Here is an 18,323-nt window from a genome sequence, read left to right as displayed (position 1 = left end):
TCGGGCGTGTCGTCGGCCTGTAGAGGATCTTGGCTTGATCAAGATCAACCATGATTGATGCTGAATACCTGATCGGGACGGTGTTTTCTGGGTTGGCGGCGTTGTCGATCGACGAGATCGAGGACGCCGATGAGATGATCGTGGTTCGCGCTTGCACTCGTGGTGGCGCGGTGCAATGCCCGACATGCGGGACTCCCACGCGGCAGGTGCATGCCTTCCACGAGCGGGTGCCAGCGGATGTCCCCATTGATGGGCGGCGTGTGCTGATCCGTGTCCGCGTGCGACGGATGCGCTGTCGCATGCAGAGCTGCGCTCGGCAGACGTTCCGCGAGCAAGTCCCTGGTGTGCTGGAACGTTATCAACGGCGCACGGTACGGCTCAGGGACCAGCTGCGTAGCGTCGTAAGGGAGCTCGCCGGTCGCGCTTCGGCTCGGTTGTTACCCGCGCTGGGAATTGCCGCGGGCAAGGATGCGGCCCTGCGTGCGTTGTTGGGCATCGCGCTGCCTGACCGTTCGGTGCCGCGGGTGTTGGGAATCGACGACTTCGCGTTACGGCGGAGCCGTCAGTACGCCACGGTGGTGATCGACGCTGAAACTGGTGCCCGGATCGATGTGTTGCCCGGGCGCGGCGCTGGTGTTCTCGCCGACTGGCTACGTGACCATCCCGGAGTCGACATCGTGTGCCGCGACGGGTCGAACACCTACGCACAAGCAGTATGTGAGGCCGGTCCCGCCATGGTGCAAGTCTGCGACCGGTGGCATCTGTGGCACGGCCTGGCCGAAGCAGCGGCTAAAGAGGTGGCTTCTCACTCAGCCTGCTGGGCTGGAGCGACCGGTGTCCAGGACGGGCCGCTCGCGCGCACTACGATCGAACGCTGGCATCAGGTGCATGGGCTGCTCAAGCAAGGCCTCGGACTGCTTGAGTGTCCCGCCCCGGGTTTGATGGAGACATCGAACACCCGGAGGATCGACTGTTATGGCGGCACCACGGAAGTATCCGGATGAGTTGCGGGAGCGGGCGACGCGTTTGGCGGTTGAGGCCAGGCGGGACCCTGGGTCGGCTGGTGGGGCGATCAAGCGGATCGCTGACCAACTTGGTGTGCATCCGGAGGCGTTGCGGACGTGGGTGAAACAGGCCGAGACCGACGACGGGGTGCGGCCGGGCACGACCACGACCGAGGCGGCCAGGGTCACCGAGCTGGAACGCGAGGTGCGTGAGCTGCGGCGGGCGAACCAGATTCTGAAGTCAGCGGCGTCTTTCTTCGCAGCGGAGTTGGACCGTCCGTCGCGATGAAGGTCGAGTTCGTCGACTCCCAGCGGGAGACCCACGGTGTCCAGCCGGTCCTGCGGGCGCTGGAGGACACGCCCGCCGAGATCGCACCGTCGACCTACTACGCCGCCAAGACCCGTCCCGAGTCCGTCCGCGCGGCGCGGGACCGGGAGCTGACCGAGAAGATCGAGCAGGTGCACGAGGACAACTACAGCGTCTACGGGGCCCGCAAGGTCTGGGCCGAGCTGAACCGCCATGGCGTCGAGGTGGCCCGGTGCACCGTCGAGCGACTCATGCGCGAGACCGGGCTTCGCGGGCTGCTGCGAGACAAGTCCCCGCGCACCACCAGACCGGCCGCCGAGACCAGGCGGCCGGGTGACCTGGTCAAACGCGACTTCACCGCCACCGGACCGAACCAGTTGTGGGTCGCGGACCTGACCTACGTCCGCACCTCCGACGGCTGGGTCTACGCCGCGTTCATCCTGGACGTGTTCTCCCGCCTGATCGTCGGCTGGCAGGTCGCCACCAGCCTCTACACCGACCTCGCCCTGGACGCGCTGCAGATGGCGATCTGGCGCCGTCAGACCAACGGCACCGACCTGGCGGGACTGGTCCACCACAGCGACCGCGGAGTGCAGGGCGGATTCAACCGGTCGTCGCAACACCGCGATCGCGGGAGTGTGCGATGGGACGGGGAAGAAAGCAGACACCTGAGGCTTCGGCACGGGCGCGACGGCAGTGGGCGGCGGATCGGGCGATGCGGCCGCCGATGCGTTCACCGGGGCGACCGGAGCCGTCTCGGGCGGTGCAGCGCGATTTCTGGCGGCGGATCGCTTCCGGCGTGACGACAGCCGAGGCTGCGGAGGCGGTTGGCGTGTCATGGCCGGTCGGGTCCCGCTGGTTCCGCCACGCTGGCGGCATGCCGCCGATCAGTTTGGACGAACCAACGGGTCGCTACCTGTCGTTCGCCGAGCGTGAGGAGATCGCGTTGTTGCGCGCCCAGGACGTCGGCGTGCGCGGGATCGCTCGCAGGATCGGACGCGACCCGGGAACGATTTCACGCGAACTGCGCCGCAACGCGGCGACCAGGAGCGGGAAGCAGGTTTATCGGGCTGTGGTGGCGCAATGGAAGGCACAGCAAGCTGCGAAGCGCCCGAAAATTGCGAAGCTGGCAGGCAACGACAGATTGCGTGAGTACGTCCAGAACCGCCTCGCCGGCGCCGTCCGTCGACCCGACGGGACGATCGTAACCGGCCCTGAGCCGCCGGCGTGGAAAGGATTGAACAAGCCGCATCGGCAAGACAGGCGATGGGCAACAGCGTGGAGCCCGGAACAGATTTCGCACCGGCTCCGAGCTGACTTCCCCGATGATGAGTCCATGCGCATCAGCCACGAGGCGATCTACCAGTCGCTCTTTATCGAGGGACGTGGTGCGCTCAAACGGGAACTGGTCGCTTGCCTGCGCACGGGCCGGGCATTGCGGACGCCCCGAGCGCGGTCGCAGAACAAGCCGCAAGGGCACGTCACCGCAGATGTCGTCCTGAGTGAGCGTCCCGCAGAGGCTGCCGATCGCGCGGTCCCGGGTCACTGGGAGGGTGATCTGATCATCGGGACCGGTCGGTCCGCGATCGGCACACTCGTCGAGCGCAGCAGCCGATCCACGCTCCTGGTGCATCTGCCACGGCTGGAGGGCTGGGGCGAGAAACCACCTGTGAAAAACGGGCCACCGCTCGGCGGCTACGGCGCCATCGCGATGGACGCCGCGCTGACGACATCGATCACGAAGCTACCCGAGCAGCTCCGCAAGACCCTCACTTGGGACCGCGGGAAAGAACTCTCCGGTCATGCCCAGTTCGCGCTCGATACCGGTACGAAAGTCTTCTTCGCCGACCCACACTCGCCCTGGCAGCGTCCGAGCAACGAAAACACCAACGGTCTGCTGCGCCAGTACTTCCCCAAGGGCACCGATCTGTCCCGCTGGTCCGCCGAGGACCTTGAAGCCGTCGCCCTGGCTATCAACAACAGGCCCCGCAAAATCCTCGGCTGGAAGACCCCAACCGAAGTCTTCGCCGAGCAGCTACGCTCGTTACAACAATCAGGCGTTGCAACGACTGATTGAACTCGCCCAGTACCGGGCGATCCGCTACACCCAGCGGCTCGCCGACACCGGCGCGGTCGCATCCGTTGGCAACAAAGGAGATTCTTACGACAACGCGATGGCAGAGGCGTTCAACTCGCTCTACAAAGCGGAACTCGTCCGCAACCGAGGCCCCTGGCGCGGCCTTGACGACCTGGAAATCGCAACCGTTGAGTACATCGACTGGTACAACAACCGACGCCTCCACGGCGAACTCGGACACCTCCCACCCACCGAATACGAGGCACTACACGCGATGACCCACCCGGTCACCGCAACCCTGGAAACCAGATAATCCAGTCTCCATCAAACCCGGGGCTTGACATGAGTGCTCCCGACGACTGAATTTGTCGTTGAACACCGTCAAACGCTACGCCCGCGCCAGCGAACCGACTCGCCTACAGCGCGTACCGAAATACCGCCCCACACTCGTGGACCCCTACCGTGATCACCTTCGATCGCGACGCGCGCAACAGCCCGATGTGTCTGTGACGCAACTGCTGCGCGAGATCCGCGAACTCGGCTACCCAGGCAGCGCGAACCTCCTGACCCGCTACCTCAACCAGGGCCGAGCTGAGGACAAACAGCAGCACCTCTCGCCTCGACGCGCTGCTCGACTGCTCCTGACCAAACCAGACAACCTCACCGACCACCAGCGCGAACGCCTCAACCAGATCACCAGTGCCTGTCCCGAGACCACCGCTCTACGCAGCCTTGTCGGCGCGTTCGCGGCCCTGCTCAAGCCTGACCACACCAACCCAGGCAAGCTGCAGCAGTGGATGCACTCGGCACGCAACGTCGACCTGCCGCACGTGCATTCCTTCGTTCGCGGACTCAATCAGGACTTTGATGCTGTCAGCGCCGCGTTGACTCTGCCGCACCACAACGGCAGAACCGAAGGCGTCAACACACGCACGAAAATGATCAAACGACAAATGTGCGGCCGCGCCAGCTTCTCCTTGCTACGCCACCGAATCCTGCTGGGCTGAGCAGAACCACCACCGAAAGTGCGACAGAGCCCCAAGATCGGTGTTTCTGGCCCGACACCAGCGTAAGACGAATTTGTCAAGTGGGGATCGGGGGCTCACCGGCTCCTCGGCTCTACGTAGCTGGCAATGGGGTTGCTGACCCGACAGCGTGCAATCGAGTTTGGGGAGGAGACGGCGGGCCTGCTCAGGGTGTCGGTCGAGGTCGGTCCTCAACGCCGGGTGGAGCTTGGCCCGTCCCTGGAATCCGCCGCGGCCTGGCTCAGGCGGCGGCGGAAAGATCGATGCGTCCGCTGGCGATCTGTTCGTTCCAGGGGACGCGTTGGGTGATGATGACATGCAGCCAGCGCAGCAGTGCGGCGGCGAGCGCGGCGTGGGCTTGCCCGGTGGTGAGCGGGTTTTCCGGCCGGGTGGTCAGATGATAAAAGCGAGCGGTAAGCACCGGGTTGTTCGCTTGGGCGCCCCAGACTGCGCGCCATGCGGCCAAGCGCAGCCTGGGACGGCCGCGACGAGCTATGCGGGTCCGGCCGTCCTTGGTGCCGCTGCTGTTCTCGCGGGGACATAGCCCGGCGTGTTTGACCACCGCGCGCGGGCTGTCAAACCGGGTCAGATCCCCGGTTTCGGCCAGGATCGCGGCCGCGCCCACGGTCGACAGTCCCGGGATGGAGCTGACCAGGTCGGTCAGTTCAAGCTGGTCGAGGACCTCGACCATACGAGCCTCCACTTCCGACAGTCGACGCTTCGTCGCATGCCAGTCGGCGAGCACGAAACAGGCCCGTTCCAACGCGCCGGCTCGTTGCGCGCTTACGCCCGCCTGGTCGGTCAGCGCCGTGAAGACGGCGCTGACGATGCGCCGCCAGATCTGGCGCCCGCCCCAGTGCGCGACTTCACGGTTGACTGCCTGCAGAAACCGTGCAAGCCCCATTCTGGCCAGCCGTTCCGGCCGGCCGTTGCCGCGGTGGAGCACTACCGTCAGCGCGGCGCACCAACTGTTCGACTCGAACGGTTTGGCCGCGCAGCCCAGCACCGCTGGCCAGGCGCATTCCAGCAGGTCGCGCAGCTGTTGCACGTTCGCGGTGGCCGCGGCGACCAGCCGTTCCCGCCGAGCGCCCAGGTGCCGCAGCCGCGCCCAGGTTTCCTCTGCCCGTTCCGGCACGTAGCAGCGCAGGTCACCGACCAGCCGCGCGATCAGCACGGCGTCCTTGTCGTCGGTCTTGTCCCGGGTGTAGTCCTCGCTTTCCCGGGCCCGCCCGACCAGCAGCGGCTGCACACACACCAGCGGCATGCCCAACCCCGCCGCGAGCTGATCAAGAACGCGCCACCGGTGCCCGGTCGGCTCACAGCCCACCGTGACATCGGCGAATCCGTGCCGGCGCGCCACCTCACGGGCCCATTCCAGCACCGAACCCAGCCGCCACGCCTTGGCCCGGACCCGTTTGCGCGCCAGCACCCGCGAATCGTGATCGGTCACCACGATCGCCTGCTTCTCATCGGCCAGATCGATCCCCACGATCGCGTTCTGGGGTGGTACCAGCGCCCGCAACCGAGCCAACCGCTCGTTTCGGCGCTTGTCACCACGCGACAGGCCACTACCGTGGGGCATGACGTCCTCCTCGATGTCCTGGGACTGCAAGCTCGCACACGACATCAGGAGGACGTCCCCGTGATCAACTCGCATCGGCATAGTTCCCTTACTACGCCGGGCCGAAGGTCCGGCGGGATGGGCACTGTGAGTGATGACATCTGGGGCTGTGACTCCACGTAAGAGTGATGCCGAGCCGGCGCGGCAGTTGTCGCCGGAGCAGGCCGCCGCGGCGGCGATGGTGGCCGAGGCCCGGCAGCGGGGGCTGGAGCTGACCGGCCCGAACGGGCTGTTGAAGCTGTTCACCAAGAACGTGTTGGAAACCGCGCTGAACGAGGAGATGACCGAGCACCTCGGCCACGAAAAACACCGCGCTGAGCGCGGTCGTGATTCTACGAATGTGCGTAACGGTGCACGGAAGAAGACGGTGCTCTCGGACGCGGCCGGCGAGGTGGAGATCGAGGTTCCGCGGGATCGGGAATCGACGTTCGAGCCGCAGATTGTGAAGAAGCGGCAACGCCGGCTCACCGATGTGGACGAGATCGTGCTGTCCCTGTATGCGAAGGGGATGACCACCGGGGAAATCTCGGCGCATTTCGCCGAGATCTACGGCGCCTCGGTGAGCAAGGAAACGATCTCCCGGATCACCGACAAAGTCGTGGCGGAGATGCAGGACTGGGCCAGCCGCCCGCTTGACGCCGTCTACGCCGCGGTGTTCATCGATGCGATCGTGGTCAAGGTCCGCGACGGCCAGGTGGCCAACCGGCCCTTCTACGCCGCCATCGGCGTCACCGTGGACGGCCGCAAGGACGTGCTCGGCCTGTGGGCCGGCAGCGGCGGCGAGGGCGCCAAATTCTGGATGAGCGTCCTGGTCGATCTGAAAAACCGCGGCGTGAAGGACGTGTTCTTCCTCGTCTGCGACGGGTTGAAAGGCCTTCCCGAGGTCGTGGAACAAGTGTGGCCCCAGGCGATCGTGCAAACCTGCATCATCCACCTCATCCGCAATTCGTTCCGACTCACCTCCCGGAAATACACCGACGCCCTCAAACGGGACCTCAAAGCCATGTACGAGGCCCCCAACGCGACCGCGGCGGAAGCCGCTTTACAGGAGCTGGACGATAAATGGTCGACCCAGTATCCGGCGCTGGTCCGGCTGTGGCGCAACGCCTGGACCGAGTTCGTGCCGTTCCTCGATTACGACGTCGAGATCAGGAAAATGATCTGCTCGACCAACGCGATCGATTCACTCAACGCCCGCTACCGGCGCGCGGTGCGGGCCCGCGGCCACTTCCCGACCGAGCAGGCCGCCCTGAAATGTCTGTATCTTGTGACCCGCAGCCTGGACCCCACCGGCACAGGCCGCGCCCGATGGACGATGCGCTGGAAACCCGTACTCAACGCCTTCGCCATCACCTTCGGTGACCGCTGGCCGGCCGCCGAAACCTACTAACCAAAACGCCAGAAACACCGATCACGGGATAGACCCGGTGTGGCCTGTCAGGTGTCGGCGCAGCTCACGGATGGCGCGGTGCTGGGCGTGAGCGTCGCCGTCGTTGCGTTCGATCTCGCCGAGCAGGCCGAGCAAGTCGTCCAGATCGGCGCGCTCGGCGATCGAGCTGTCGAACTCGACGCGCAGCGCGATGGTCATGTCGGGGTCTTGGTTGGGGGCGACCGCGATGACCGGTGTGTCGGCACCCGCGCCTGCGTGACGGGCCTGCTCGACGAACCGTTCCAAGTCGCTCAACGGCAGCGAGCTTCCCGCCGGGGGTAGATCGAGTTCGACACGTGAAGTCACCGGGCCAGCGTAGAGTGCCGGTCCTTGCCGTTGCGACGGACGGGTCTTCGATCACGTGGCTGCCGCAATCGGGCGACGCGGCGAGCCGTAAGCTGGGTCGCGTGACGGAGCAGTTGACGGTGACAGTGGGACGACGCGCAGCACGGGCAATCCTGATCGACGATCTCGGTAGGCTGGTGTTGATCAAGCGCACGAAGCCGGGGCAGGCGCCGTATTGGACCGCGCCCGGTGGGGGCGTCGAGGACACCGACCCCTCGGTGGAGGCGGCTCTGTACCGGGAGCTGGCGGAGGAACTGGGCGCGAAGGCCACGGACGCCTCGCAGGTGTTCCTGTTCAGCTCGCCGTCGGACGGTGGAGTCGCTGTGCAGCACTTCTTTGTGGCGCGGCTGGCCAGCCTGGACGAGTCGGCCCGGAGCGGCCCGGAGTTCAGCGACCCGTCGCGCGGCGGGTATGACCTGGACCGGGTTGACCTTCGGGGCGACGATCTCGCGTCGATCGACTTGAAGCCGACCGCGTTGAAGGAGTTCATCCTGGCCAACCGGGAGGCTCTGCTGGTCGAGGCGGGCGCGGTCGCCTGAACTGCGACTACGCGCCCCAGCGGATGTAGGCGGGGGTGGCGCGGCCCGGAAGCGTTCGCAGGGTGCCGTGGTCGGTGCCGAGGGTGTCGCGCAGGGCTGCGGTTTCGCCTGGCCACTTGGCGTGGGCGAGTTGGTCGAAGGCGAGCACGCTGCCCTTGGTGAGGTACGGCCGGATGGCGTCGATGGTGTCGCGGGTGGGTTCGTAGAGGTCGAGGTCGAAGTAGGCCAGGGCGATGACGGTGTGTGGGTTGTCCGTCAGGTAGCGCGGGAGGGTTTCGCGCACGTCGCCCTGGACGATGAGGGTGCGCCTGATGTGGCCGAGGTGTTCGCCCTGTTCGTGGGCGTGGAGTACGTCGCGCAGGTGGTGTGGGTAGCCGTCGGTGAGCGCGAACCGGTCGGCGACGGCGCTGGGGCTCGTGGTGTCGATGTCGGTCACGTCGGGGAAGCCGGTGAAGGTGTCGAAGCCGATGATCCGGCGGTGCGGGTTGTACGGCTCGTAGACGCCGCGCAGGGCGGTGAGGGCGGCGAGGTGGCGTCCGCGGTGCACGCCGAACTCCATGATCACACCGGGCACGTTGAGGATCATCCGGTAGAGCGCGTCCAGGGAGAGCAGGTCGGTCAGCGGCTGCCTGCGCAGGTACAGGGCCAGGTTGTCGACCAGTTCCTCGGGCGGGATGGGGGTGTCGGACAGCAGGTCGGCGAGGCGGTGGCGGACGGCTCGCTCGTGGTCCGATTCGTGGGGCAAGAGCCGGTCGTCGGTTTGATCGTTGATCACGTGGTCTCCCTGGGTGGTTCCCATAGCTGGGCGGGGGCGAGGCGGAAGTCGCTGGCGTAGCCGAAGATGTCGGCGGGGTGGCGGTAGCCGTGGTGCAGGGCGGCGACGGCGCCGATGAGCAGCCGGTGGGACACGATCAGGACGGGGCCGTGCTCGGTGGCGAGGTCACCGGCGATGGTTGCGGCTTCGAGGGCGCGTTCGGTGAACGCGCGGAGGCTTTCGCCTCCGGGCAGGGCGCTGTCCGGGTTGTCGGCGCGCTGTTGCCGCCAAGTGGTGTAGTCGGGTGGGTACTGGTTGGGGGCGAGGCCCAGGACGCAGTGCGGGGCTCGCCATTCGGCGAACGCGCTGATCGGTTCGGCGATTCGGGTGTCCAGCGCGCTGGCGGCGATGGCGGCGGTTTGTCGGGCGCGCCGCAGTGGGCTGGACACGATGAGCGTTGGTTGCCAGCGGTGCTGGTGCAGCTCGCGGGTGGTCAGCTCGGCTTCGACTATGCCTGCGATGGTGAGTGGGCTACCGGGGCGGGCGTGGGCGCCGGGGCGGCAGAGCCCGTCGTCGCAGGTGCCGTGGCGCATCCAGAGCGCGGCGGGGGTCATGTCATGCACCAGCCCCCGTCGATGGTGAGGCACTGGCCGGTGATGAACCCCGCGTCGGGGGAGGCGAGGAAGTCGACGGCGGCGGCGATGTCGTCGGGGTGCCCCCGGCGTTTGATGCATTGTCGGTCGAGTTGTCGTGCGATCATCGCGGCGTGGTCGGGGACGACGGCGTGTTCGGCGGGTACTTCGATGGAGCCTGCGCGGACGCAGTTGACGGTGATGCCGTGTGGTCCGAGTTCTCGGGCCAGGGCGCGGACGAGTCCTTCAAGGCCGCTCTTGGCCGCGATGTAGGCGGCGAGGTCGACTCGGCCGAGTTGGGTGAGCACCGAGGACACGGTGATGATGCGGCCGTGGCCGCGCGTCGTGAGGGCCGGGGTGACGAGCTGGGCACACGCCGCGTGAGTGATCAGGTTGATCTCGATCTGCTCGCGGAAGGTGTCCAGGTCGAGGCTGGTCCAGGGGATGCGCGGATAGGCGCCGGCGTTGGACACGAGGACTTCCAGCCGGTCGGCGGCGTGCTCGACTTCGTGTGCGAGCGTGTCGATCGTCATCGGGTCGGTGAGATCGCCCGTGATCGCCGCTGTGGCAGCGCCGCGTTGTTCGACGGTGGCGAGCACGTTGTGCAGATCCGGGTCGTCGTGGAGGTGGGTGAGGATGAGGTCGTAGCGGTCGGCGAGGCGCGCAGCGATGGCCGCGCCGATGCCGGAACCGGCTCCGGTGACGATGGCGACGGGACGGGCCACGGTCAGTTGACCTCCGCATCTGATGGTGTGAGGGCGAGGAAGTCCGGCAGGGTGGTGTCCGGGTCCAGTGCTTGGGCGAGTAGGGCCAGCGACAGCGCGGCGTCGTGGGGTTCGAGGTCGGCGAGGTGGTAGACGGCGAGCAGCCGCATGACCAGGTATGGGCGCATCCACGCCATCAGGTCGTCGATGCCGAGATGGCGGGCGATGGGCAGGATGATCTCGTCGAGGTAGCGGCGCAGGACATGTCGGCGGGCCAGGCTGGGCGTGTGCCGATAGTCGATCACCAGCGCCGAGCGAGTGTGCTCGACGTGGACGACGGGCTCGGCGAGGGTCGCCTGGGCGAGTGAGGAGGGGTGATCGCCGAACGCGGCGCGGTTGTAGTGCGGTGTGAGCCATGCGCCGTGGAGGCGTTGGTAGAGCAGGAAACATGCGAACTCGCCGGGTAGCGAGTTGAGTCCTCCGGTGTCGTAGTCGAACCACACCGGTCCACCTGTCGGCGACCAGCCGATGTTGATGTCGGTGGGATCGCCCTGGGTGATGGCGGCCCAGACCGGGCTGTGGCGGGCGAAGTGGACCCGCAGCCTGGTCATCAGGTCGGCGAAGTCAACGGCGTGCTCGCGGCCCTTGACGACCAGTCGCAGGTCTGCCAGATCCTGTGGGCGGATTCTCCGGGTTCCATTGGTGATCGGCCACGGTGCGTTGGGTCTGTAGTACTGGTCGAGACGGCCGTCGGGAGCGGCGCGGTCGCCGTAGAGCTTGCTGATCGTCTCCCCGTTGGTCGTGGGTCGAAGGGTGCCGCCGATGACGTGCTGGTAGTGGCGGAACACGGCGGTCAGGCAGGTATCGAGTCGCGCCATGTCGGCCGTGAGGTCGGCGTGGGTGATCTCGTCGAGCAGCAGGCCGCTGTCGTGGTCGAGGTGCGGCCACCGGTCGTAGGCGAGCACTGTCCAGCGGGCGACTCGTCGCGCGCCACGCAGCCGCGGTATCGGGTAGAACTCGCGAATGCTCGCGTGTCCTGCGCATTCGGCGCCGGCCTCGTCGGTGTTCGGGTTGGCCTTGACGAACAGCGCGTGTCCGGCCCAGTCGACGTGCCAGGTGTGGTTGGCCGTGACGCGTCGGTGGTTGGTGATCCTCAGCATGAGCAGTCACCACCATCCGGCGAGGTCGCTTGCGAACTCGGCGATGATCTCGGCCGGGATGTCGGCAAGGCTCGCCGATTGCGACCACAGCGCGTCGTCCAGGTGGTCGCGCACAGGGCAGCGGTCGGCGAAGGCCAGCATCTGGGAGAACGTGGTGGCAATGGCGTGGTGCCGTGCGGTCCCGGTGGTCCACTTGGTGTGGGCGTGGCGACCGTAGAGCCCGATCGCATGTGGGCCGGTTCCGTCCGGGCGTTCGGTGAGCGCGGCCAGATGGGTCAGGCCCGTGTCGTTGCCGATCACGACCTCGGCCGACGCGAACACGTCCAGGCAGTCCACCGCATCCAACCCGGCCAGAACCTCGATGCCGTCGAACGTCATAGGCTCGGCACCGCTACTGGTGATCAAGGTGAATGTCCACGGCGCGGGGAACCGCTGGGCGAGGACAGCCGAGATGCGGGCGAAACCGCTTGCGCCGTAGTCCTTGCGGCTTGGCCAACTGGTCGCCGAGACGAACACGACGTGGAACGGTCGTGCCTGCTCGCTCGATCTGAAGGTCGGAAGCGGCGCGCGGTCGGCGGGGAGCCGGACGCCGAGGGCTTGTTCGGCGGCGAGGTAGTACCGCATCGGCAGAGCGGCGTGGACCTCCACGAGTTCGTCGTCCAGGATGTCCAGCCACGCCTGGGGTCGTTCGGGGATCGCGTGGAAGGTGAATCCCTTACCGTGCCTGGTGTAGACGGTGTGCGGGCCTTCGGCGAGGCTTGTGCTCAACGGCAGCCGGCATTGTTGCATCAGGCGTGGACGTGGTCCCTCGTAGTGGAGTTCGGCGTCGCGTCCGGTCCCGTCGGCGAGGGCCTGAACGAGTCCGAGCGCGAGCAGAACATCACCGAAGCCGCGGTCACCGAGGACCACTGACCAGCCGCGTTCGCCGATCACGTCCGCCCCGCTGGTGTAGGACGGGAGTTCCCCGGCCGCGCGCCGAAACGGCAGCGCGCGAGCCAGGGGTGCGTGGTGGCGGGGGACGATGACTGGCCCGCCGCGTCGCCGTGTCACCGGCTCGATCGTCCACGGGCTCACAGTCGCGTGAGGGTGCACAGCGGTACTCCCAGCGATTCCAGCAGCGGACGGGCGTTGCCGGTGGTGTCCTCGATCAAGCACGCGATGCCGGTCACCTCCACGGCCGAGTCGCGGAGCACCGTGATCAGGTTGGCCAGCGTGTTCCCGGTGGTGATCTCGTCATCGACGATGAGCACGCGGGTACCCGTGAGGTCGCCGTAGGTGAACACCTCGGTACGGCGGGCATGGGGTTCGCTGAAGCGCCGCTTGTCGGGCAGGTCGAGATCGAGCTTCCAGGCCAGGCGGTACGGAAGGTCGCCGGCAAGTGCGACGGCGACGGTGGGCAGGATGCCGCCCGCGTCCAGTCCGAGCAGGAGGTCCGGGGCCGTGAATTCCGGGTGGCGCGACCACGCGTCCCACAGCGCGCCACCGGTCCGCAGCAACGTCGCCGGGTGGACCTGGTCGAGGATGCCGTCCAGCTCGTGAACGATCCGGACATCCCGAGTCTGCGGGGGCACGCCGAGACGGCGCACGCGCCGGGCCTGATAGGCGAGGTCTTCGGGAACGGTGCGCATGCTCGACCCTGCAAGCAGGTCTTCGGTGGTCATTCGCTGGTCCTCACGATGGTGTGGTCGAGTCGGTCGAGGTAGGCCAACAGTCGGTCCGTCGCGTCGACGAGTTGTCCGCGCAGGACCGGATCGCCGGGGTGACGGATGAGGTCGGACAGCTCAGGCGGTGAGCATTCGGCGGCGGGGTGAAACTCGCGGAACGCGGTGAGCACGTCATCGGCGTCGTGGAGGTCGTGTCCGTCAGCGCGCAGCACGATCTTGGCGAGCAGCACCAGGTGCTTGTGCACGGCGCGCACGTCCGGCTGATCTGCGGCAAGGAGTCGGCGGGTCGTCATCAGCACGAGTCCCAATTCACCCCGGCTGGTGCGATCGCCGTGTGCTGCGGCCGGCACCGGCAGCAGATGGTCCGCTCGCCGGTAGAGCACGCCGACCCCTTGGGTGGCGCGGCGCAGCGACTGCACGACGCGCGGTGGCACCCGCAGCGCGTCGATGTCGGCGGTGGTGAAGACGCTGAGGCCCACCTTGATCCCGTCGGGCGCGGGAAGGGTGCCCGCAACGTCGCGCAGCCACCTGGCGGGCGCGGTGTCACGAACCACGAGCAGATCAAGATCGCTCCACCCGTCCCGCCAGCTCGTGGTCCCCGTGCTGCCGGTGGCGAGCACGAGCGCGACCTGCTCGTCACACACGTGGTTGACGGCCTGCCCCAACCACCCGCTCTGGGTTACCGGCCCACTCGCGTGGAGCATCACCCTGGGCAGGTCCACGGTCGACGCGATTCGGCTCACGGCGAGCTTGAGCGCGCTCAGCGGCCCAGAGTTGTCGATGAGGTGATCAGCGATTTTGGCGATCCGGTCCGCGCCGCGTTCGCGCTTGGTCGCGTCGCGGCCACGCAACCGGGACTCGCTCTCCACCGCGCGACTCGCCCGGACGGTCGTGTCCGCATCGACGTACACGATCTGGCAGCGGTCACCCCAGACCCGTTTCAGGTGCGCGGTCGCCTCGAAGCGGTGGGCGCTCTCCAGGCTGATCGTGCGTGCCTTGGTCGTCTCGGCGAACCGCAGGATTTCCTCGGTGAGGTGCTCCGCCTGCTCACGCTCCGACCAGCGCTCGTACGGGTCGGTGACTCCAGCCCGCATGGCGGCGACTTCCACCAGATAGCCGATCTTCAACCTGGTCACGCCGTGCTCGTCGCGCAACAGTTCGCCGACCGTGCTCTTGCCGCTCTCTGACATGCCGCCCAGCACCCACAGCCGTTCCAACATGTCGTCGAGAAACGGTTCCACGTTGACACCCGTGTCAGTCAGGCGCCTCCGGAGCGTTCGCTGGACATCCAGGATCGGGGCGTCGCCGAGGTCGAGCACAGCGTGGTAGTCGCCGCGTTCGACCTGGACGGACAGGACGTCCGCGAGCGTGCGCTGATAGGCGGCGTACCGTTCGTTGACCGGTCTCGGCTCGCGCCGCAGCGCCTCCGCCGCTTCCCGCGCGGGGTCACCGGACCGGCGTAACAGCACGTGGACTTCGCGTCGGGGCGCGGCGGCCGGGAGATCGGCCGCGAGGCGGTCCACCAGCCGGAGCGCCTTGGTCGGGGACAGTCCGTCCTTGAGCGCGGCGGTGGCGGCGCAGGTCGCCCGGAGCATGGGTAAGCCGCGGTCTTCCAGTGCCAGCGGACCGCTCGCGGCGCGGCGGGCGACGTGGCTGCCCAGCATCAGTCCGACGTGCTCGGCCGTGGTGGAGCCGACGAACCACCAGTGGGCGAAGTCGCCGGCAGCGACCTCGCGCCATCGGGAATCCCAGGCATCCACAGTGCCCACGAGGTGGGCATCGGGCATCCCACGCTGCAGCCAGGCGAGTTGCGTGGTCTTCCCGACGTTGTCGACGCCGTTGAGCGACACCGACAGGTGTTGATGTGCCTCTGCGGTCACGATGCGCTCCGGTAGGTCTTCAGGGGCCGCCACGCTGGGAGCCGTCGGTGGCCGGTGGCGACGTCGCGGATCAGGTCGTCGTAGGCGTCGGCCAGCTCGGCGAGCTGCCGCAGAGCCAAGCGGGCTCGATCGCCTGCGTCATTGGTGTTGATCAGGCTGTTCGCACGGACCCACGCGATCGCCAGCCGGTCAACGACCGAGCCGAGGGTCTCGGTGTGCAGGGAGGCGTCCGCGCGGCTGTGGACCTGGGCCGTCACCCACTCGTCGATCCGTTCCACCAGAGCCACGCGTTTGGCGTTGAGGTCGTCGATGAGTCGCTTGCTTTCGGCGATGGCGTCAGCGGACGCACCGGAAGCGCGGCTGACATCCTCGGCCTGCCACTGCTGCCCGTGTTGGGCCGCCAGCTCGTTCGCCGTGTCGAGGACGAGTTGGCCGGGATGGTCTCTGCTGCTGGCGTCGCGGAACGCCTCGATGATCGAGGCAGATCGCGGCAGGATCTCCCGCACACGCGTCACGTGCTGTGTGACCTGTTCACCGCTGTCGGCCATGATCGGCACCTCCCCTTCGGTCGATTTGGGCGTGGGTGCGCCTGCGCCGAGGGCGGTCGGGGCATCCTCGGCGCAGGCGCGGCTTACTCAGGCGAGGCTGGGTCGTGTGCCGCTGGCTTGACGGCTCAGCGACGCGATCAGCACTCGCTGAACCTCGGCCGAGGCGGGCAGCGCCCAGCCGACGGTGTCCGGGGGCACCTGCCAGCGATACGGCAGGCCATCACGCGCCGTGGGCGGGATGGGCAACCACGCCCCGCTCGCGTGCAACTGCGCATGTGCGTTCGCGGCCAGCTCAGGACGCAGCCCTTCATCGTCGCTGCGCACGAAGAACAACCACGAACCGAAGGGCGTGACGGCGACCGGACCGCGCCAGGCTGGCGAGAGCTGCCCCAGCGCGCGTTGCCCGTGGACGGCGGGTACCTCCACCCCGTCGACCCCGGCTCCGCACGCCAGCAGCACCGAATACGGCCGCCGTGTCCACCACTCCATCGCCACGTCCGGGTTGGTCGTCGTGGCCAGTTGCCACAGCGCGGCGACCGGTTCCAGCCCTGCCGCGCCGGACCTGCCCAGCCAGGCCCCGTGCTCGGCAAGCTGGTAGGTTCCCGGCAGCACGGGCCAGCCGTGCCGCGCCAGGTCGACGGCGGCGGCACGCGTTTCGGCCCAGGCCAGTCCCGGAATCCCCGGCACCAGAGGTGCGCTCGTCGGTCGCCGAGCGGCGTCGATACGATCACTCACTGGTAGTCGCCTCCGGCTGACGTGGTGTAACTACGGCTACGAGTTCACCAGGCAGCAGGGACGAACACGACCACAGCGAGCGCCCACAGTTGGGCCAGATCGGGGACATTGGGGGGACATTCCTGATCTGCGGGTGTGGCACGCCCTACCGTTGATCCTGTGTCACCCGACGAGCCCCGCATACCGAACACCGTACTGATCGCCCTGCGCGAGCGGGGCGGGCTGTCCCAGCAGGACCTGGCCGACGAGTTGACCAACCTCGCCACCAGGTACGGCAAGCACCCGCAAATCACGCGCAAGACCATCGGTCGATGGGAGCGCGGTGAAGTCGTGTGGCCACAGCCCTTCTATCGCCGACTGCTCGCCGAGTTCTTCGGTTGTGCGGGCGACGAACTCGGTTTCCGCAGGCCGCGCTCTATCCGACCCGAGCAGGACCAGACCGAGCCCCTTCCCGCGCCGCTCACGTTTGCCTCCGTGCCCGCAACGACCGAACCGCATGTCGAGCGCGACCAGGACGAGTGGCGCCACGTCCGGTCGGCCCTGGGCAAGCATCGCCGCGACCTCGCTGTGCTCGCCGAGGCGCTGTACCGCGACCATCGCGTGCCAGGACTGAAGAACACAGGTGTCATCAGCGCGCCCACCTGGATTCCTGCCGAGCCCGTCCCGCTGGACGAGATCACGCTGACACTGGACTCCGTGGTCGCCGAGCCCACGATCACCGGAGAAGAACCTGAAAGCGGCCCGGTTCGCCCGCTGGCCACCATCGACGCCCGATACCGCAGCTACCACGACGCCATCCGCGACCTCGCCGCACCACGCCTGTTCGAGAACCGGCTGTGCTTCCGCCTGCTCGGACTCGACTGGACCCAGCCGAGCATGCACTTCGGGCAGATGTGTTTCTTCGACGCGGTCGACACCAACGAGGCGCTCGCCCACGAATTCGCCGCACACCACCTCGCCATCGACGGCGACCAGGAAACCGTCATGCCGCGCGCCTCCATGCGACGGCTGACATTCCGCAAGCTGATCGCAGACCCGTTCGACCTCGGCCGCCGACCGCTCATGGGAGCGATCGGCACCCTGACCATCAGGGGCGGCGACAGCCCGAGCGTCGTCCTTCACCAGCGTGACTCCGCCCGCGTCTCAGGCGGCGGCGGGATGGCACACCTGCTGCCCGCGGGCATCTTCCAGCCCTCCTCCGTCATCCCGGCCGCAGTCGCGGCCGACTTCTCGATCTGGCGCAACATCCAGCGCGAGTACGCCGAAGAACTGCTGGGCCATGACGAGTACGACGGCTCCGGTAAGCCGATCCGATACGACAAGCTGGAACCGTTCACCACGATGGACGAGGCGCTGCGTGACGGTCACATCCGCGTGTTCTGCCTCGGTGTCACTCTCGACGCACTCACGCTCGCCGGCGACATCCTCACCGTCGCGGTCATCGCCCCGGACACCTACGACGAACTGTTCGCCAACGCCGTTGAGACCAACTCCGAGGGCTCCATGCCCGCGCGGGCATTTCCGTTCGAGGAAAACACCCTGACGTGGCTCAGCGAGTCCAAGCGCCTCTCTCCCGGTGCGGCGGCGGCGTTGCACCTTGCCTGGATGAATCGCAAGGTCCTGTTCGGCTAAGTCCGCAAGCACTGGGCAGTCGGTGGGCCACTCAGCAGGCCACCGACCGGCCAGTGAGCGGGCCACCTATGGCTGGCCCGCTGATTGACTCGGTGTGGTTCGCTGTTTCCGCAGATCAATAGCTCTACGGACCAGTCAAGCGCCTCACCCGACATCTGTAGATCCGACCGTAGAGACCAGGAGCGCGATGGCCGCGCACGGCGGTGACGGCGCTCTGTGAGACGGGCCAGAGGCGCTTCCTGAAAATCCCCAGTCGAGGTGTGCAGC

17 protein-coding genes and 3 pseudogenes are annotated in these 18,323 nt (G+C 67.4%); 9 read left to right on the top strand and 11 right to left on the bottom strand.

Features of this window, described 5'->3' with window-relative positions; all coding sequences use genetic code 11:
- Nucleotides 1-50 precede the first annotated feature (50 nt).
- From QP939_RS20750 to QP939_RS20725, 6 genes and pseudogenes are all read left to right on the top strand, one after another.
- Nucleotides 51-926 (top strand): annotated as a pseudogene (locus QP939_RS20750) (ISL3 family transposase); the annotation flags it as partial.
- A 49-nt stretch (nt 927-975) separates the two neighbouring features.
- Nucleotides 976-1,293, top strand: coding sequence for a transposase (locus tag QP939_RS20745; protein ID WP_285458451.1), 318 nt, complete (start codon nt 976-978; stop codon nt 1,291-1,293).
- Entirely contained in the window at nt 1,290-2,114 is an 825-nt protein-coding gene (locus QP939_RS20740; RefSeq protein WP_285458449.1) for an IS3 family transposase, read from the top strand. Before QP939_RS20745 ends, QP939_RS20740 begins: the two co-directional genes overlap by 4 nt.
- Complete coding sequence (locus tag QP939_RS20735) at nt 2,027-3,388, top strand: IS30 family transposase (RefSeq protein WP_434219661.1); 1,362 nt, start codon at nt 2,027-2,029, stop codon at nt 3,386-3,388. Before QP939_RS20740 ends, QP939_RS20735 begins: the two co-directional genes overlap by 88 nt.
- Before the next feature lie 7 nt (nt 3,389-3,395).
- Nucleotides 3,396-3,701 (top strand): annotated as a pseudogene (locus QP939_RS20730) (integrase core domain-containing protein); the annotation flags it as partial.
- 31 nt (nt 3,702-3,732) lie between these two features.
- Nucleotides 3,733-4,395: pseudogene (locus tag QP939_RS20725) on the top strand (ISL3 family transposase); the annotation flags it as partial.
- A 259-nt stretch (nt 4,396-4,654) separates the two neighbouring features.
- Here QP939_RS20725 and QP939_RS20720 read toward each other — a convergent pair.
- Entirely contained in the window at nt 4,655-5,902 is a 1,248-nt protein-coding gene (locus QP939_RS20720) for an IS110 family RNA-guided transposase (RefSeq protein WP_285458448.1), read from the bottom strand.
- 226 nt (nt 5,903-6,128) lie between these two features.
- Between QP939_RS20720 and QP939_RS20715 the strand changes: the two genes are divergently transcribed.
- Nucleotides 6,129-7,424 carry an IS256 family transposase gene (locus QP939_RS20715; protein ID WP_434219660.1) on the top strand — a complete coding sequence of 432 codons (1,296 nt, stop codon included), beginning with the start codon at nt 6,129-6,131 and terminating at the stop codon, nt 7,422-7,424.
- Nucleotides 7,425-7,445: 21 nt separating this feature from the next.
- Here QP939_RS20715 and QP939_RS20710 read toward each other — a convergent pair whose 3' ends face one another.
- A complete protein-coding gene (locus QP939_RS20710) occupies nt 7,446-7,709 on the bottom strand; it encodes a hypothetical protein (protein WP_285458446.1) in 264 nt (87 codons plus the stop codon).
- A gap of 50 nt (nt 7,710-7,759) precedes the next feature.
- Here QP939_RS20710 and QP939_RS20705 point away from each other — a divergent pair, with 50 nt between their 5' ends.
- Entirely contained in the window at nt 7,760-8,347 is a 588-nt protein-coding gene (locus tag QP939_RS20705) for an NUDIX domain-containing protein (RefSeq protein WP_285458445.1), read from the top strand.
- A 7-nt stretch (nt 8,348-8,354) separates the two neighbouring features.
- On the opposite strand, the gene QP939_RS20700 is transcribed toward QP939_RS20705, so the two are convergent.
- The 9 genes from QP939_RS20700 to QP939_RS20660 all read right to left on the bottom strand — a co-directional run bounded on the left by QP939_RS20700 (nt 8,355) and on the right by QP939_RS20660 (nt 16,424).
- Complete coding sequence (locus QP939_RS20700) at nt 8,355-9,122, bottom strand: TylF/MycF/NovP-related O-methyltransferase (protein WP_285458444.1); 768 nt, start codon at nt 9,120-9,122, stop codon at nt 8,355-8,357.
- On the bottom strand, nt 9,119-9,715 hold the full coding sequence (locus QP939_RS20695) for a histidine phosphatase family protein (RefSeq protein ID WP_285458443.1): 597 nt from the start codon (nt 9,713-9,715) through the stop codon (nt 9,119-9,121). Before QP939_RS20695 ends, QP939_RS20700 begins: the two co-directional genes overlap by 4 nt.
- Nucleotides 9,712-10,458, bottom strand: coding sequence for an SDR family NAD(P)-dependent oxidoreductase (locus QP939_RS20690; RefSeq protein WP_285458442.1), 747 nt, complete (start codon nt 10,456-10,458; stop codon nt 9,712-9,714). Before QP939_RS20690 ends, QP939_RS20695 begins: the two co-directional genes overlap by 4 nt.
- Nucleotides 10,459-10,460: 2 nt before the next feature.
- Nucleotides 10,461-11,597, bottom strand: coding sequence for a hypothetical protein (locus QP939_RS20685; protein ID WP_285458441.1), 1,137 nt, complete (start codon nt 11,595-11,597; stop codon nt 10,461-10,463).
- 6 nt (nt 11,598-11,603) lie between these two features.
- Complete coding sequence (locus QP939_RS20680; RefSeq protein WP_285458440.1) at nt 11,604-12,530, bottom strand: glycosyltransferase family 9 protein; 927 nt, start codon at nt 12,528-12,530, stop codon at nt 11,604-11,606.
- A 137-nt stretch (nt 12,531-12,667) separates the two neighbouring features.
- On the bottom strand, nt 12,668-13,258 hold the full coding sequence (locus tag QP939_RS20675; protein WP_285458439.1) for a phosphoribosyltransferase: 591 nt from the start codon (nt 13,256-13,258) through the stop codon (nt 12,668-12,670).
- A complete protein-coding gene (locus QP939_RS20670; RefSeq protein WP_285458438.1) occupies nt 13,255-15,141 on the bottom strand; it encodes a hypothetical protein in 1,887 nt (628 codons plus the stop codon). Before QP939_RS20670 ends, QP939_RS20675 begins: the two co-directional genes overlap by 4 nt.
- Nucleotides 15,138-15,689 carry a DUF4254 domain-containing protein gene (locus QP939_RS20665; RefSeq protein WP_285458437.1) on the bottom strand — a complete coding sequence of 184 codons (552 nt, stop codon included), beginning with the start codon at nt 15,687-15,689 and terminating at the stop codon, nt 15,138-15,140. The genes QP939_RS20670 and QP939_RS20665 overlap by 4 nt, the downstream gene beginning before the upstream one ends.
- An 87-nt stretch (nt 15,690-15,776) precedes the next feature.
- Nucleotides 15,777-16,424, bottom strand: a complete 648-nt coding sequence (locus tag QP939_RS20660) for a bifunctional DNA primase/polymerase (RefSeq protein WP_285458436.1) — start codon at nt 16,422-16,424, stop codon at nt 15,777-15,779.
- 159 nt (nt 16,425-16,583) lie between these two features.
- On the opposite strand from QP939_RS20660, the gene QP939_RS20655 reads away from it, so the two are divergent.
- Nucleotides 16,584-18,056 (top strand): helix-turn-helix transcriptional regulator, encoded by a 1,473-nt coding sequence (locus QP939_RS20655; RefSeq protein WP_285458435.1) that lies wholly within the window; start codon nt 16,584-16,586, stop codon nt 18,054-18,056.
- Nucleotides 18,057-18,323 lie beyond the last annotated feature (267 nt).

Origin of the sequence: Amycolatopsis nalaikhensis (assembly GCF_030264295.1) — a bacterium.
GTDB classification, from domain to species: domain Bacteria; phylum Actinomycetota; class Actinomycetes; order Mycobacteriales; family Pseudonocardiaceae; genus Amycolatopsis; species Amycolatopsis nalaikhensis.
The sequence above is the reverse complement of the archived record's forward strand: the minus strand, read 5'-3'. Positions and strand labels throughout refer to the sequence as shown.